This is a genomic window from Superficieibacter sp., assembly GCF_032071645.1.
GTDB lineage: Bacteria > Pseudomonadota > Gammaproteobacteria > Enterobacterales > Enterobacteriaceae > Superficieibacter.
In genome coordinates, this window is the sequence record NZ_DAMAPU010000018.1 from 1 (window position 1) to 16,189 (window position 16,189).

At 54.8% G+C, this 16,189-nt stretch carries 15 protein-coding genes; 5 read left to right on the forward strand and 10 right to left on the reverse strand.

Features of this window, described 5'->3' with window-relative positions:
* Positions 1 to 363 precede the first annotated feature (363 nt).
* The 4 genes from RT197_RS19875 to pmbA all read right to left on the reverse strand — a co-directional run bounded on the left by RT197_RS19875 (position 364) and on the right by pmbA (position 5,315).
* On the reverse strand, positions 364 to 1,707 hold the full coding sequence (locus RT197_RS19875) for an adenylosuccinate lyase family protein (RefSeq protein ID WP_312952900.1): 1,344 nt from the start codon (positions 1,705 to 1,707) through the stop codon (positions 364 to 366).
* 17 nt (positions 1,708 to 1,724) lie between these two features.
* Positions 1,725 to 3,284 carry a PTS transporter subunit EIIC gene (locus tag RT197_RS19880; protein ID WP_312952901.1) on the reverse strand — a complete coding sequence of 520 codons (1,560 nt, stop codon included), beginning with the start codon at positions 3,282 to 3,284 and terminating at the stop codon, positions 1,725 to 1,727.
* A 256-nt stretch (positions 3,285 to 3,540) separates the two neighbouring features.
* Positions 3,541 to 3,927: a cytochrome b562 gene (cybC, locus tag RT197_RS19885; protein WP_312952902.1), complete on the reverse strand. Its 387-nt coding sequence runs from the start codon at positions 3,925 to 3,927 to the stop codon at positions 3,541 to 3,543.
* Positions 3,928 to 3,962: 35 nt separating this feature from the next.
* The gene (gene pmbA / locus RT197_RS19890; RefSeq protein ID WP_312952904.1) at positions 3,963 to 5,315 is read right to left on the reverse strand and encodes a metalloprotease PmbA; all 1,353 of its coding nucleotides are present in this window, start codon (positions 5,313 to 5,315) and stop codon (positions 3,963 to 3,965) included.
* 94 nt (positions 5,316 to 5,409) lie between these two features.
* Between pmbA and yjgA the strand changes: the two genes are divergently transcribed.
* The 3 genes from yjgA to RT197_RS19905 all read left to right on the forward strand — a co-directional run bounded on the left by yjgA (position 5,410) and on the right by RT197_RS19905 (position 8,081).
* Positions 5,410 to 5,961 (forward strand): ribosome biogenesis factor YjgA, encoded by a 552-nt coding sequence (gene yjgA / locus RT197_RS19895; protein WP_312952905.1) that lies wholly within the window; start codon positions 5,410 to 5,412, stop codon positions 5,959 to 5,961.
* A 290-nt stretch (positions 5,962 to 6,251) separates the two neighbouring features.
* A complete protein-coding gene (locus tag RT197_RS19900; protein WP_312952906.1) occupies positions 6,252 to 7,460 on the forward strand; it encodes an aldose 1-epimerase family protein in 1,209 nt (402 codons plus the stop codon).
* Positions 7,461 to 7,637: 177 nt separating this feature from the next.
* Complete coding sequence (locus tag RT197_RS19905; protein WP_312952907.1) at positions 7,638 to 8,081, forward strand: DUF2628 domain-containing protein; 444 nt, start codon at positions 7,638 to 7,640, stop codon at positions 8,079 to 8,081.
* 5 nt (positions 8,082 to 8,086) lie between these two features.
* Here the strand turns inward: RT197_RS19905 and RT197_RS19910 are convergent, their stop codons facing one another.
* Positions 8,087 to 8,446 carry a hypothetical protein gene (locus tag RT197_RS19910; protein ID WP_312952908.1) on the reverse strand — a complete coding sequence of 120 codons (360 nt, stop codon included), beginning with the start codon at positions 8,444 to 8,446 and terminating at the stop codon, positions 8,087 to 8,089.
* 338 nt (positions 8,447 to 8,784) lie between these two features.
* Between RT197_RS19910 and RT197_RS19915 the strand changes: the two genes are divergently transcribed.
* Complete coding sequence (locus RT197_RS19915; protein ID WP_312952909.1) at positions 8,785 to 9,228, forward strand: DUF2628 domain-containing protein; 444 nt, start codon at positions 8,785 to 8,787, stop codon at positions 9,226 to 9,228.
* 25 nt (positions 9,229 to 9,253) lie between these two features.
* On the opposite strand, the gene RT197_RS19920 is transcribed toward RT197_RS19915, so the two are convergent.
* Together RT197_RS19920 and mpl are read right to left on the reverse strand one after the other, a co-directional pair.
* Positions 9,254 to 9,592, reverse strand: a complete 339-nt coding sequence (locus tag RT197_RS19920) for a hypothetical protein (RefSeq protein ID WP_312952910.1) — start codon at positions 9,590 to 9,592, stop codon at positions 9,254 to 9,256.
* Positions 9,593 to 9,670: 78 nt separating this feature from the next.
* Complete coding sequence (mpl, locus tag RT197_RS19925; RefSeq protein ID WP_312952911.1) at positions 9,671 to 11,044, reverse strand: UDP-N-acetylmuramate:L-alanyl-gamma-D-glutamyl-meso-diaminopimelate ligase; 1,374 nt, start codon at positions 11,042 to 11,044, stop codon at positions 9,671 to 9,673.
* A gap of 173 nt (positions 11,045 to 11,217) precedes the next feature.
* On the opposite strand from mpl, the gene fbp reads away from it, so the two are divergent.
* The gene (gene fbp / locus RT197_RS19930) at positions 11,218 to 12,216 is read left to right on the forward strand and encodes a class 1 fructose-bisphosphatase (RefSeq protein WP_312952912.1); all 999 of its coding nucleotides are present in this window, start codon (positions 11,218 to 11,220) and stop codon (positions 12,214 to 12,216) included.
* A 580-nt stretch (positions 12,217 to 12,796) separates the two neighbouring features.
* Here fbp and RT197_RS19935 read toward each other — a convergent pair.
* The 3 genes from RT197_RS19935 to ytfT form a co-directional block, all read right to left on the reverse strand.
* Positions 12,797 to 13,912 carry a methyl-accepting chemotaxis protein gene (locus RT197_RS19935; RefSeq protein WP_312952913.1) on the reverse strand — a complete coding sequence of 372 codons (1,116 nt, stop codon included), beginning with the start codon at positions 13,910 to 13,912 and terminating at the stop codon, positions 12,797 to 12,799.
* A 273-nt stretch (positions 13,913 to 14,185) separates the two neighbouring features.
* On the reverse strand, positions 14,186 to 15,172 hold the full coding sequence (yjfF, locus tag RT197_RS19940; protein ID WP_312952914.1) for a galactofuranose ABC transporter, permease protein YjfF: 987 nt from the start codon (positions 15,170 to 15,172) through the stop codon (positions 14,186 to 14,188).
* Positions 15,159 to 16,184: a galactofuranose ABC transporter, ATP-binding protein YtfT gene (ytfT, locus tag RT197_RS19945; protein ID WP_312952915.1), complete on the reverse strand. Its 1,026-nt coding sequence runs from the start codon at positions 16,182 to 16,184 to the stop codon at positions 15,159 to 15,161. The genes yjfF and ytfT overlap by 14 nt, the downstream gene beginning before the upstream one ends.
* Positions 16,185 to 16,189 lie beyond the last annotated feature (5 nt).

A 16,189-nucleotide genomic window follows, 5' to 3' on the forward strand; every position in this document is an offset into this window, starting at 1 on the left:
GATAAACGCTCCCCCTCTCCCCGGCCCTCTCCCTCAGGGGAGAGGGAGAAAACCGTCACCGGACGTCACGACAGCCCCGGACGAGAAGAGGCGGAAATTGTTGTCGGACGTCACCACGAACCCGGACTGTTCCCTCTCCTGGGGGAGAGGGTCAGGGTGAGGGCGTTCACACGGAGGAAGGAGGATAAACGCTCCCCCTCTCCCCGGCCCTCTCCCTCAGAGGAGAGGGAGAAAACCGTCACCGAACGTGACGACAGCCCCGGACGAGAAGAGGCGGAAATTGTTGTCGGACGTCACCACGAGCGCGGACTGTTCCCTCTCCTGGGGGAGAGGGTTAGGGAGAGGGCCAAAACCCGCACAAGTCTAATGACTATTGACGCGTGCCGCCATCTCCAGCGCGATGAGCGAACACAGCCCGGTGTAATGGGCCGGATCGAGCAGCGCGTCAATTTCCGCATCGCTGAAGTTAGCGCGCACGGTGGGATCGTCACGCAGTACCTGTGCGTAGTCCAGCCCCTCATGCGCGGTGCGCATCGCCAGTTGATATACCCGTTCGTGGGCGGGATCTTTGCCGAGTTTTTCCACCAGATGCATCATTATCTTTTCGCTATTGATCAGCCCCTGGGTCAGCATCACGTTGGCACGCATCCGATCGTTGTTAATCAACAGGGTGCGGGTTAATTCTTCCGCGCGCATTACGATTTCCGCCATCAGTTCCATGCTCTCCTGAATATTGGCGTCCATCAGGAAATAAGCGGCGCTGTCCGCCTCAAACGGGCGCGGGCTGGCGTACAGCGAGGAAGTCAGCACCGAGTAGAGCTTCTGCGCGTTGCCAATAATCCCCTTCGCCAGTTTCGGGTTGACCTTCTGCGGCATCGTGCTGCTGCCGACGGTGCCTTTGGTAAAGGCTTCCGACACTTCAGCAAACTCTTCGCCGGAAGTCTGGTAAACCTCTTCGGCGATTTTATGCAGCGAGGTCGCCAGCAGGCAGAGGTTGGCGATCAGTTCGGTGCGGTAAATGCGCGAATGGCGGGACGGTATGCGCATGGACTCCATCCTAAGCCTTGCCGCTACGCGATTTTGTACTTCGCGCCCCTGCTCGCCGGTGGCGTGGAACGCGCCGACCGCCCCGCCCATCATCACCGTGAAGATGCGCTTCTCCGCCTCCTGCATACGTTCCTTCGCGCTCAGCAGTTCGTCAATCCACACCGCCGCTTTATAGCCCCAGGTGATGGGCAGAGCGTGTTTACCGTGAGTGCGGCCCGCCATCAGCGTGGCGTGATGCTCGTGCGCCATCATCGCCAGGTTATGCAGAATATCGTCAAGAAAGCCGTGCAGAATATGGTGAAAGCGCTTTGCCAGCAGTAGCTGTGCGGTTTGCTGAATGTTCTGGGTGGTCACACCGTAATGAACATATTTGCCGCTCTCTGCGTCGCAGGCTTTCACCAGCACCTTGATCAGCGGCACAAAGCCGTGGCCGATTTCCCGCAGCAGGCGCTCGATCTCGGCCATGTCGATGCGATCGAGCCGACAGTTTTCAGCAATGTTCTGCGCGGCGGCGGCGGGGATCATGCCCACCTCCGCCTGCGACAGCGCCAGCGCCGCCTCCACTTCCAGCCAGCTTTGCACCCTGGCCTCCTGGGTGAACAGGGTTTTCATGCCGCGATCGTCAAGAGTCTTACTTTTTGAATCATAAAGCGCACGCATTGTCGCCTCCCTGGAAGTTATTTCACGCCGGATATCAGGTCATCGACGGCATTACGGACAAATTCAACGTGGGGACCAAACACCACATGGATATGGTTGCCGGAGGGAATAAAGGTTCCCAGCGAACCCGCGTCTTTCAGCAGATCCATATCGATCTCCTTCTGATCGCGTAAATCAATACGCAGGCGCGAAACACAGTTTTCCACCCGCTTAATGTTGCCTTTGCCGCCCAACCCCTGCACCACCAGCGCGGCGACTTTATCGTATTCTTTATTGATCAACAGCGTGCTGTCCGAGCTGTCGCTTTCGCGACCCGGCGTTTTAATATTGAATTTCACAATCGCGAAGCGGAACACAAAGTAGAACACCACAAAGTTAACCGCACCCAGCAGCAGCAGGTTTACCCACCGCGTGTGCTCATACATCAGGCCAAAAATACCGAAGTCAAACACCGTACCGCGAATGTAGCCGACGGAGATATCCAGCATTTGTAGAGGAATTGACAGCAGTCCGCTTAATACCGAATAAACCCCATACAGCACCGGCGCAATAAACAGGAAGGAGAACTCCAGCGGTTCGGTGATATTGCCGAACATGGCGGTTAATACCACCGTCAAAATCATCCCTTTGGCAATTTTCTTATTTTTAATGTGCGCGGTGTGATACATCGCCAGCCCAATAGCCGGAACGCGAAATAGCGTCGTCAGCATTTGCGTGGAGGCTAAATAGCTGGTTAGCGTCGGCATATATTGATTCCATGCCGGGTGCGACGGGCCAAGATCAAACAGGATCTTATTCATTGCAGGCAGAATCCCGACGTAGGTTTGCCCGTCGATCAAATACGTGCCGCCCGCTGCGGTAAATCGCACCGTGGAACTCAGGACGTGCTGGAGGCCAAACGGGATCAGCAGGCGGTTAAGCGCCATATAGATGCCCGCACCGATGTTGGGTGCCATCATTATCGTAGAAACCGCCTGCATTCCGGCAGTGAACTGATCCCAGATAAACGGAATTAACAGTCCAATCGGAATGGCAAATGCGGTCGTTAAAATCGCTACCGACTTTTTACCGCTAAAGAAAGCAAACGCCAGCGGGAGCTGAAGCCGGTAGTAGCGATCGGTGACTTTCGCCGCCAGCAGACCCGCGATAATACCGCCCAGCGCCTCGATTTTTAACGTCTGTATGCCTAATACGATCCCCTGGCCTGCCAGCGACAAATCGCCTTTCGCCAGATGCCCGGCTAATTTCAGGTGGACGTTCATGGAAATCAGCAGCGTCAGGTAAGCGATGACCGATGCGAAAACGGCGATGCCCTTCTCTTTTTTCGACATGCCGTAGGCCACACCCATCGCAAACAGTAAAGGAATATTGAGGAAAATAATGTTACTGATTGCCCCCAGCGACGACAGAATGGCTTTAAAGGTTTCATTGCCCAAAAAAGGCACTTTGTCGATCATGTAATTTTGCCCTAATGCCGAGCTAATTCCCATGATCATGCCCACCGGGGCTAATACCGCGATCGGTAGCAGTAAAGAGCGCCCGAATGTCTGAATTTCATTCTTGATGTTCGCGTTCATAACCGAATCCTTTGGTGATATTTCACACTAAAGATACGGCCGGTGTAAAAACGCTCAAGGGCAAATGGTGGCGGGTCGCAGGCGCAGGATCTGCCCGTGAATCCTCCGTAATCCTGTTTATCGGACAGGTCAGGATTACCTTTTCATTAACGCTGAACAGAGGAAAAAGCTTTAAAGCAGGGTATTGGCGGAAAATATGTTTTCGCGGGAAAGAACTTCCGCCCGCTGAATAAAGGCGGAAGTTCTCAGCTACTCTCTAGCGATATTTCTTATGGTACGTACCGCGCGTGGTTTTAATTTCCTCGGCGGCCGCTTTTGCTTCTTTTACTTTGCCTTCATTTACCAGCTTGATGGCTCCGTCGATCTGGCTGACGAGGATGTCAAAACCGTGGCGAAAATCCTTTATTTCCGGGCTGTCAGCGGGTTTATCTTCCAGCTTCGGCGGGGTGGCTTTTTGCGCGTCCAGCGCGGCGGTGCGCATATTGGTCAGCGCAGATTTGATTTCGGCGGCATCATCGCTTTTTTGCACCGTCGTGTAATTTTCGGCCAGCGTGTCCATATCCTCTTCGAGATCGGCAGCAAAAGCCGCAGAGCCAGCCAGCAACGAGGAGATGGCGAATAAAGCCAACAGATTTTTACGCATTGCTCACTTCCTTTTTTATTATGGGAACAACGGTACTACTGCCCGGCGATTTTCATCTCCGGCAGCAGCACGGAACCACACTGGATATTGCTGCGCGTTTCGATATCGTCACCAACAGTCACAATATTGCGCCACATGTCCTTAAGATTTCCGGCAATCGTTATCTCACTCACCGGATACTGGATCTCGCCATTTTCGACCCAGAAGCCCGCCGCACCGCGCGAATAGTCGCCGGTGATGCCGCTGACGCCCTGGCCCATCAGCTCAGTCACTACCAGGCCGGTGCCCATCTCTTTAAGCAGTTGGTCGAAGCCCAGTCCGCGCCCGGCAATGCGCCAGTTGTGAATACCGCCCGCGTGCCCGGTACTTTTCAGGCCCAGTTTGCGGGCAGAGTAGTTGGTCAGCAGCCATTGGGTCAGCACGCCGTCTTTGATGATGTCACGACGTTCAGTGCGCACGCCTTCGCCGTCGAACGGCGAGGACGCCAGCCCTTTCAGCAGGTGCGGATGTTCCTCAATGGTCAGCCATTCCGGGAGGATTTGCGTGCCCAGCGCGTCAAGCAGGAACGTGGATTTGCGGTACACCGCGCCACCGGCAATCGCCCCGACCAGATGGCCAAACAGCCCGGTCGCCACTTCATTAGCGAAAATGACCGGCGCTTTCATGGTGGAGAGCTTACGCGGCGACAGGCGGGACAGCGTGCGGCGCGCGCACTCGGCACCCACCCATTCCGGGCTTTGCAGGTCGCCAAGCGCACGTCCAATGGTATAAGCGTAGTCGCGCTCCATATCGCCGTTCTCTTCAGCGATCACGCAACTGGAGAGCGAGTGGCGGGTTGAGCAGTAGCTCTGCAACATGCCGTGGCTATTACCGAAAACTTTGATGCCGTAGTGGCTGTTAAAGCTACCACCTTCGGTATTGGTGATGCGTTTGTCAGCCTGAAGCGACGCCTGCTCCGCGCGCGCCGCCAGTTCGATGGCTTCATCCGGTGAAACCTCTGCCGGGTGGAACAGGTCCAGATCCGGTGCGTCAAACGCCAGCAGTTCTTTCTCCGCCACGCCCGCATACGGGTCCGGCGAGGTGTAGCGCGCAATATCCAGCGCCGCCTGTACGGTACGGGCGATGGCCTGCGGGCTCAGGTCGGTGGACGAGGCGCTGCCCTTGCGGTTCTGGTGATACACGGTGATCCCCAGCGCGCCATCGCTGTTAAATTCTACGTTCTCCACCTCTCCGTAGCGGGTGCTGACGCCAATGCCGGTGGTCTTGCTGACCGCCACTTCTGCGCCGTCAGATTTACCGGAAGCCAGCGCCAGTGCGGTGGAGACGGCCTCTTCCAGAACTTTACGCTGCTCTGCAACTTGTGCGATTACTTTCATCAACAGTGCCATAATGTAAGGTGAAGTTTATTGAAGTCTAACAGAGAACCCATTCTCAGTGTGCGCTCAGGGTGTTAGTATTAGCCTCTTTTTTGAGGAGCCAAATATGACCAAGCAGCCCGAAGACTGGCTCGACGATGTTCCCGGTGATGACATCGAAGACGAAGACGATGAAATTATCTGGGTCAGTAAAAGTGAAATTAAGCGTGATGCTGAAGAGTTAAAGCAGCTCGGCGCAGAGATGGTGGCGCTGGGTAAAAACGCGCTGGATAAGATCCCGCTGGATGTGGATCTGCGCGCCGCCATTGAACTGGCGCAGCGCATCAAAATGGAAGGACGTCGCCGCCAGCTTCAGCTTATTGGCAAAATGCTGCGCCAGCGCGATGTTGAGCCGATCCGTCAGGCGCTCGACAAGCTGAAAAACCGCCACAACCAGCAGATTGCGCTGTTCCACAAACTGGAGCATATCCGCGACCGTCTGATTGAAGAAGGTGACGATGCCGTACCGGAAGTGCTGAAGCTGTGGCCGGATGCTGACCGTCAGCAACTGCGTTCGCTGATCCGCAACGCGAAGAAAGAAAAAGACGCCAACAAGCCGCCAAAGTCTGCACGTCAGATTTTTCAGTACCTGCGCGAACTGGCAGAAAACGATCGTTAATCCCCCACGCTAACGTGAGCCTCTCGCGTTAGCGCTCTCTCTTTTCCCCTTCCAGGTTATCGCTTTTTCACTCTTTTATTTAGCTGAATCGTTACAGCTAAAGCCGATCGATATCACTCTTTTCAATGCAATAAGACAGGTTTATTCATAGAAAATTTGCATTAACGCATATTTTAACGCCTGAAAACGCCTCTTTTTCCGCCAGGTGAGACAGGTCACATTTTCATTTTCCTGATACCACTAACTTTTAGCCACCGAAACATAATCGATTCAGCAAAAAGGACCTTATCATGAAAAAAATTGTGACGCTTACCACTCTGGCACTGCTTATCTCCGCCCCTGCTATGGCGAAAACCTGGGTGCTGACGGGTGCTGAAAACGGCACCGAGCTGGGAAACTGGCGGATCGGCAGCGATAAGCTGAATATTAAAGACAGTCATTTCAGCATCGAACAAAAAGTGCTGCACGGCGGTAAGCAGGAAGGCAGTAAAGTGCTGGTGATCAGCAGCAAAGATGGCCTGACGATTGCGCTTAGCCCGACGCGCGGGATGAACCTGCTGCATGTGGAAGGGTTTGGCGTGCGTATGGGCTGGGATTCACCGGTGAAAGAAGTGGTGAACCCGGCGTTTATCAATCTGGAAAGCCGTAACGGTCTGGGCTGGCTGGAAGGTTTCAATGAGATGATGGTGCGCTGCGGCTATGAATGGACCGGTCACCCGGTCACGGCGGACGGGCAGATTTATACCCTGCACGGTAAAGCCGGTAATACTCCGGCCTCGCAGGTGGAAGTCGAAGTGAGCGATACCGCGCCGTATGAAATTCGCGTTCGCGGCCTGGTGAAAGAAAGCACCTTTAAGAAAGCCGATTTGCAAACCCTGACCGAGCTACGTTACGTGCCGGGCAGCAACAGTTTCAGCCTGCATGATGTTCTGACCAACCACGCGGATTACCCGCACGATTACCAGATCATCTATCACAGCAACTTCGGCAAGCCGATCCTGGAAGAAGGCGCGCGCTTCCTCGCTCCGATGGAAAGTATCAGCCCGTTTAACGACTACGCTAAGGACGGCCTGAAAGACTGGCAGACCTACCTGGGACCGACCAAAGGCTTTGATGAGATGGTGTTTAATATTAAGCCGCTGGCGGATGCCAGCCATCACACGGTCGCGGCGGTCGTCAACAAAGCAGGGGACAAAGGCGCATCGATTCAGTTTGATACCCGCCAGTTGCCGGTGCTGACGCTGTGGAAAAACACCGATACCGAGAAACAGGGCTACGTAACCGGGATTGAGCCGGGCACCAGCTACGCCTATCCGGTAACAATTGAACGCGAGCAAAAACGCGTTAAACAGCTTCAGCCAGGCGAAAGCACCCAGTTCGATCTTACTTATACCCTGCTGCATAACAGCAATCAGGTGAGCGAACTCGAAAAAACCATTAAGGATATTCAGGGCAGCACGACGCTGAAAACAGATGAAACACCGATAGCGAAAGAGTAATTACCTTGTAACCTGCCCGGTTATACCGGGCAGAATTATCTGTATCTCGAAAGACTGACTAAATATTCCCTCTTTTCCCCCACCAGATTTAGTGGGCCATAGCTGATCTGTTAAATAAGATGGTTTACTCTTTCTCCCGCCAGAAACATAACTGGCATTCTCTGGGGAAAGGAAAAAATGGCACAAAAAACATTTAGCGATAAGTGGAAAGATCGCTTCGACTTTTATGAGCGCAATGGTCTGCCGGGTTCTCCTGGCTATCGCGATGCCCTTAAGAAAGTCAAATTTCTGCGACGGGCGCGCTATACCTTCAATTTTTACGCATTCTTCTTTGGTTTTATCTATTTCTGCATCCTTGGACTGTGGAAAAAAGGCCTGACGCTTTTTATTGCTATTGCCGTTATTAACATTCTGCTGGGTATCATTGAACTGGCCCTGAATGTGAATCTGGAAGGGGTGGTGAAGGGGGTTAACATTGCCTATGCCGCGTTCTGCGCGACGTCGGTGAACAGCGCCTATTATCTGCACACGATTAAAGGCGTCGATAGCTGGAACCCGATGCAGGGCATGACACGTAAAGACGCACAGGCGCTTGAGAAACTGCCGTCACGTCAATATTGATTGCCTCAGGGAGTGAAATTATCCACTCCCTGGATCATTTCGTTCAGCGTAACGGCCAGGAGAAACAGCGCGAGAGTCATGCAGGAAATCAAAAACGCGAAAAACGCTTTTAGCCGCCGCGTAGAGGAAATCATCCCGGCAATGCTCATCGGCAAACTTATCGTAAACAGCAGAAAGATAAGGCACCAAACGCCCATCATAACGATATCAATAACGTTAACCCATTCCTCGCTGTAATCCATAAAATATGCAACCAGCGTCATGAGCACCAACAGAGCTAGTCCTGCAATACTGGTACCCAGCGCAACGCTGACCATTTTCACATTATTTTCAGCGGGGGTTGTGACTTCTGATGAAATCTTCATGAGAATGTCCTGATATGAATTTATGATCGGATAATATGCAGGACGCAGCCAGCCTTGTAAACCTGCCTGAAAGGGGGGGAGAACGGATAACGCTGATGGTGGTCTGGCGGGACATTGCTCAACATTCATACTGTGGTGGCATAATAAAAATATATGTTTTATAAATTGGGAATTATTCTGTTTATATTATAGATATAAAACATCTTTTATAGTCATGCATTCACAATGGCAATATATTAAAGTCTGTTCCCTTTTACATTGACCCACCTGTTCCCTGACGCTATTCTTTTCTCGCTATTTTCAATGCTTTCGTCATTTTATGGATAAGGGAACAACATATGGAACCACAACCCCTGAGTGAAATATGGAAAGAGCGCTTTGACTTTTATGAGCAAAACGGTTTACCGTCGCAACTGTCTTTTCGCCAGGCTCTCAAAACGCTTAAATTTGGTCAAAGATCGCGGATAAATTTTAACTTTTACGCGTTCTTTTTTGGCTTTGTCTATTTTTGCATTTTAGGACTCTGGAAGAGAGGCCTGCTACTGTTCTTTATTGGTTGCGCGATAAATATCGCGGTCGCCATTGTCGAGATGATGACAAATCAAGACCTGGAATCTGTGTATCGCGGGATGAACATGGGTTACGCGTTCTACTGCGCCATAACCGCTAACGTGGCCTATTACCTGCACAGGGTGAAAGGCGTCGATACCTGCAATCCTGCTGCCGGGATCATAAAGAAAAATACAGATTATTATATCAGTCTGCCATCAAATAAATATTAAGATACAGGGGCACACCGCCCCTGTTTTACTGGCATAAAATCATAAAAACAATATCAATACTCATCATTGTTAGCGCAATTAAAAACGTAGCAAACGCTTTTAATCGGCACGAAGACGACATCATCCCCGCAAAGCTCATCGCCATTCCGGCCATCCATAATACAATATGCACTAACCACAACAGCGTAAATACGATATCAGGCGCATCGGGAGCCGACTCGGCATTTCCGCTTAATTCAACGATCGCCAGGATGAGTATAGTAAATAATAATAAAAGAGCGCTGGCAATAGTTAACCAAAGCGCAACGCTGACCATTTTCACGTTATGCTCGCCAGCCTTCCCTGCCCCAGAAACCATCTTCATTTGAAATAATCCCTTATTTATTCTGCCAGCGGGTTTAAACCGGAATACCGCTCCGATTTAAACCCGTCGTGGCAAATCTTATATTGCGGCTTCCGCCTTTTTCGCCAGCCGGTCGAGCAATTTCTGATGGATGCCACCGAAACCGCCGTTGCTCATCACCAGGATATGATCTCCCGGCTGGGCAGTTTTGACGATCATGTCTGCGAGGGTATCGACATCCGCATGCCAGTACGCGGACTGAACGCAGGCGTCCGCCACTTCCGCCACCTGCCACGGAATGTGCTGCGGCTGGAGCAGGAAGACTTCATCCGCGCGGCCCAGAGAGGGGGCGAGATCGTCTTTGCAGATGCCCATCTTCATGGTGTTGGAGCGCGGCTCCAGCACGGCGATAATGCGCGCAGTGCCGCCCACTTTACCGCGCAGCGCGGCAAGCGTGGCGAGGATCGCGGTCGGGTGATGAGCGAAATCATCATAGACGGTCACGCCGTTAGCGTTACCACGCAGCTCCAGGCGACGGCGGGCATTGATGAAGGCGTCGAGCGCGCTGGCAGCATCGGCAGGCGTGACACCGACGTGACGCGCAGCGGCTATCGCCATCAGGCCATTATGCATATTGTGTTCGCCCACCAGCTCCCACTTCACTTCGCCCACTTTCTCACCGTCAAGCCACACTTCCCAGTGGGATGCATCGGTGGTCAGCTTTTTCGCCTGCCAGTGTCCCTGTTCGCCGACCAGCTCCTGCTCGCTCCAGCAGCCCATCGCCATCACCTGCTTCAGGTTCACATCGTTCTCCGGCAGGATGATTTTGCCCTGCCCCGGCACGATGCGCACCAGGTGGTGGAACTGTTTCTGGATGGCTTTCAGGTCGTCGAAAATATCCGCGTGATCGAACTCCAGGTTATTGAGGATCAAAGTGCGCGGGCAGTAATGCACGAATTTGGAGCGTTTATCGAAGAAAGCGCAGTCATATTCGTCGGCTTCAATCACGAAGAACGGGCTGTCACCGAGGCGTGCGGACACCTCGAAGTTCCCCGGCACGCCGCCAATCACAAAGCCCGGCTTGTAGCCGCAGGCTTCGAGGATCCAGGTTGCCATTCCCGCCGTGGTCGTTTTGCCATGCGTCCCGGCTACCGCGACCACCCAGCGGTCACGCAGAACGAAATCATGCAGCCACTGCGGGCCGGACATGAACGGAATGTTTTTTTCCAGTACCGCTTCAACGCAGGGATTACCGCGCGTCATCGCGTTGCCGATGATCACTAAATCCGGCTGCGGCTCAAGCTGGCTGGGGTCATAACCCTGGATAAGATTAATGCCCTGCTTTTCCAGCAGGGTACTCATAGGCGGATACACATTGGCATCTGAACCCGTTACTTCATGGCCGAGAGACCGGGCCAGCATCGCCAGCCCGCCCATGAAGGTGCCACAAATTCCTAAAATATGAATGCGCATTCGTTATTTCCTTCTTTTATTCCCGCGCATTTTACCCTTATGTGTGGCGGTGCGGAAATGCATTTCAGGATTTTCCTTGCGTAGCTGGCGCGATTCACCAGTGCGCGTTCTTTTGAATCTTTGTTAAGATTGTTGCAGTCACATTAATCCACATACTATGCAGGGAAAGTGTCATGAAAACGTTAGGTGAATTTATTGTTGAGAAGCAGCATGAATTTTCACATGCTACCGGTGAGCTTACTGCTTTGTTATCGGCAATAAAGCTGGGCGCGAAAATCATCCACCGTGATATCAACAAGGCCGGTCTGGTCGATATCCTGGGTGCCAGCGGTGCTGAAAACATCCAGGGCGAGGTTCAGCAAAAACTCGATCTGTTCGCCAATGAAAAGCTGAAGGCGGCACTGCGCGCGCGCGATATCGTGGCCGGTATTGCCTCGGAAGAAGAAGACGAAATCGTGGTTTTCGAAGGCTGCGAGCACGCTAAGTATGTGGTTCTGATGGACCCGCTGGATGGTTCATCTAACATTGATGTGAACGTGTCGGTCGGTACGATCTTCTCTATTTATCGTCGTGTGACGCCGGTGGGTACGCCGGTGACGGAAGAAGATTTCCTGCAACCGGGCAATAAGCAGGTGGCGGCCGGGTATGTGGTTTACGGCTCCTCCACCATGCTGGTTTACACCACCGGCTGCGGCGTCCATGCGTTTACCTACGACCCGTCGCTGGGCGTGTTCTGCTTAAGCCAGGAGCGGATGCGCTTCCCGGAAAAAGGGAATACCTACTCCATTAACGAAGGGAACTACATTAAATTCCCGAACGGCGTTAAAAAATACATCAAGTTCTGCCAGGAAGAGGATAAACAGACGCTGCGTCCTTATACCTCGCGCTACATTGGTTCGCTGGTGGCGGATTTCCACCGTAATCTGCTGAAGGGTGGGATTTACCTTTACCCAAGCACCGCGTCACACCCGGAAGGGAAACTGCGCCTGCTGTACGAATGCAACCCGATGGCGTTCCTCGCTGAACAGGCGGGCGGCAAGGCAAGCGACGGGAAAGCGCGTATTCTGGATATTATGCCGGAGACGCTGCACCAGCGCCGCCCGTTCTTCGTCGGGACGAGTAATATGGTGGAAGATGTGGAACGCTTTATTCGCGAGTACCCGGACGCGTAAGGGTTTGGGGGCGGAGTGCGTACTTTCCCCCCTCTCCCTAACCCTCTCCCTAACCCTCTCCCTCAAGGGAGAGGGGACAGTCCGGGGGTCGTAATGGCGTTCGGTGCCGCTTTTCTCCCTCTCCCTGACCCTCTCCCTCAAGGGAGAGAGGACTGTCTGGCGTCGTCGTTGAGTCCGTCACCGCTTTTCTCCCTCTCCCTGCGGGAAAGGGCCGGGGTGAGGGGATTCCGTGGCTCAAACTCTCCCCCCTCTCCCTAACCCTCTCCCTCAAGGGAGAGGGGACAGTCTGGCGTCGTCGTTGAGTCCGTCACCGCTTTTCTCCCTCTCCCTGCGGGAGAGGGCGGGGTGAGGGGATTCCGTGGCCCAAACTTTCCCCCCTCTCCCTAACCCTCTCCCTCAAGGGAGAGGGGACTGTCCGGGGGTCGTAATAGCGTTCGGTGCGGCTTTTCTCCCTCTCCCTGCGGGAGAGGGCCGGGGTGAGGGGATTCCGTGGCACGTACTCTCCCCTCTCCCTCCGGGGAGAGGGAACCGCCTGAGTTCGTGATTATATCCGCCAGAAAATATTACCCGGCAGGCTTAGTTACCCCGCCGCCTGCAATCTGAATGCGGCTACCGCCTCAATAACTTCATGCGATTGCTCTTCCAGTGAGCGGGTGGCGGCGGACGACTGCTGGACCAGCGCGGCGTTCTGCTGCGCGGTCTCATCCATCTGATTCACCGCGATATTCACCTGCTCGATCCCCCGGCTCTGCTCCTGCGACGCGCTGGCGATTTCGCGCATTAATTTGGTCATGCGTAGCACTTCCGTCGCGATTTCATCCATCGTCTCCCCGGCCTGCATCGCCAGGCTGCTGCCCTCGCCCGCGTGGGTTTGCGAGTCGCTGATAAGCTGGCGGATCTCTTTTGCCGCGTCAGCGCTGCGACTGGCGAGGTTGCGGACTTCACCCGCGACGACGGCAAAGCCGCGTCCCTGTTCGCCTGCGCGCGCCGCTTCTACCGAGGCGTTAAGCGCCAGAATATTGGTCTGAAAAGCAATCCCGTCAATCACGCCAAGAATATCGGCGATGCGGTTGGCGCTGCCGGAGATATCACCCATTTTTTCAATAACGTAGCAGACCATTTCGCTACCGCGATCCGCCGTGTCGGATACGGACTTCGCCAGTTGATGCGCCTGCTCAGCGTTGGCGGCATTTTGTTTTACCGTCGCGGTCAGTTCTTCCATGCTGGCGGCAGTTTGCTCCAGCGACGTCGCCGTGGATTCCGTGCGCTGGGCCAGATCGACATGGCCCGCCGTCAGTTCGCGGCTGCCGGAACCAATCTGCAAGCCCGCATCGCGGATGCGCACGACGGCGTCGGTCAGCGCCAGGCGCAGGCGCTCCATCGCTGTCGTAAGACGCGTAAACTCACCGCTGGCAGAGGCACTGACCTCATGCGTTAAGTCCCCCGCAGTGACCTGCTCCAGCGACGCAACCACCGCATTCAGCGGGCGCAGCAGTAGCCGGTTTAGCCCCAGCCACAGCAGTAAAATCAGCCCGATGGACAGCAGCGTCGCCAGCCCCGTCAGCAGCGAGGCGCCCCAGCCCGCGCCCAGCGTCGTCAGTGCATAAATCGCCACGCCGCCCGTTATCACCATAAGCAGCGTCAGCGTAGCCAGTACAACCCGTAAACCTGTTTGGAGAGAGAGTGTTTTTAGCATCGTTATTTTCCGGTTACAGAGGGGAATACGTTTATCCATAGGGGATATCGGCAGTAAGCGGAAAATATTTAGATATGACTGAAAATCAATATGTTACCTGTTTGTTGGTGTTTTGATACAACGGTTAACAGGAAAGGCAGGCGGCGGCCTGTTTCCACCGCCTGCGGCTGACTCACTGCTAAAACAGGATTTCCACTATTGTCAGTCCTAACGCCATAAAGAGGGCAGCGGTCGAATCGCAGATAATGCGTATCCGGAGCGACCGCCGCAGGCTCAGGTTTTCACCCGCGTCACTGGCGAGCTTTGCCGGTTTTCCCATAGCACCGTGAGTCCGCGTTGCAGGGCGATAAAAATAAACAGCAAAATGCCGATGGCGATTTTGGTCCACCAGCTGCTCAGCGTGCCGTCGAAGTTAATATACGTCTGAATCAACCCCTGAATCGCCACCCCAAACAGCGTGCCCAGTACCGTCCCGACCCCGCCGCTCAGCAACGTGCCGCCGATGACTACCGAGGCGATGGCATCCAGTTCCACGCCGACCCCTGCCAGCGCGTAGCCTGCCTGGGTGTAGACGGAGAAAACAATCCCGGCAAGCGTCGCCAGCCCGGTCGAAAGCATATAAATGCGAATAGTGGTGCTGCGCGTGGAGATGCCCATCAGATTGGCGGAGGTGGCGCTGCCGCCGATGGCATAGACCTGATTACCAAAGCGCGTGCGGTGCGCGAGGAAAACGCCGATCGCTACCACGCCGAGCATCAGCAGCCCCATCGCGCTTAGCCGTCCGCCGCCAGGGATTTTCCACGCCAGGCTGGAAAGGGTATCGTAAATCGGATGGTTAATCGGGATCGACTCTTCAGAAACCAGGTAGCTGACGCCGCGCAGGAAAAACATTCCGGCGAGGGTGATGATAAACGCCGGAATTTTTAGCGCGTCGATCAGCAGCCCCATAAATGCGCCGAACGCGCAGCCCATCGCCAGCACCAGCGGGAAAGCCACCAGCGGCGACATCCCCCAGAAGCCGATCGCTTTGGCGAGGAATACGCCGGTAAACGCGATCACCGAGCCGACCGAGAGATCGATACCGCCAGAGAGGATCACAAAGGTCATCCCCACCGCGATAATCCCCAGAAAGGCGTTATCGGTCAGGATATTGCAGATCACCCGCGTCGAGGCAAATCCGGGAAACTGGGTCAGGCAGTAAAGATAGCCCAGTATGAACACGCCGAGCGTGATCATCAGCGGCAGGTTACGTTTTATCATGACCACCTCTCCTTTTCAGCAAACTGATAAAGCGCGGCGACTGCACGATCAGTACGCACATCACCACCACCGCTTTGACGACCTGATTCAGCTCCGGCGGAAAGCCCGACAGCAGAATGCCGGTGTTCATCCCCTGAATAATCAACGCGCCAATCACCGACAGGAACAGGTTGAAGCGCCCGCCCATCAGCGATCCGCCCCCGATGACCACCGCCAGAATGGCATCCAGCTCCAGCCACAGGCCCGCGTTGTTGGCGTCGGCACCGCGAATATCCGCCGCGACGATCACCCCGGCAATCGCCGCGCACACGCCGCTTAATACGTAGGCCAGCATCACCACCACACGGGTGTTTACCCCGGCGTTTTTCGCCGCGCGGATGTTGATACCCACCGCTTCGATAAACATGCCCAGCGCCGTTTTGCGGGTGAATAGCCAGAAGATCAGTAATGTGACCACCGCGATGATCACCGGCGTCGGGAACAGCAGCAGCGAGCCGCTACCGAGCCACGCCAGGCCCGGCGAGTTGAACGTGACGATTTGCCCGGAGGTGATCAACTGGGCAACACCGCGCCCGGCCACCATCAGGATCAGGGTGGCGACGAACGGCTGGATCTTGAGGATCGCCACCAGTATGCCGTTCCACAATCCCGCCAGCACGCCAGCACCGAGAGAGGCCAGCAGCACGAGGGGCAACGAATGCCCGGCGATGGTCATCGAAGCCGCCGTCGCCCCGGCAATCGCCATGACTGCGCCAACGGAAAGATCGATGCCGCCAGTGGCGATGACCAGGGTCATGCCAATCGCCAGCAGCGCGACCGGCGCAGCGCGGTTAAGGATGTCTATCGGACTGCCGAACAGCCGCCCGTCCTGTAAGACAACCTGGTAAAAGTGCGGGGCGACCAGGCTGTCAACGATCAGCACCAGCACCAGCGCGGTGATCTGCGGCATACCGACCGGCCATGCGAAGCGGCGCTTCGGCTGCCCGGTTTGGGGAAGAGATGGGGACATCACGGTGT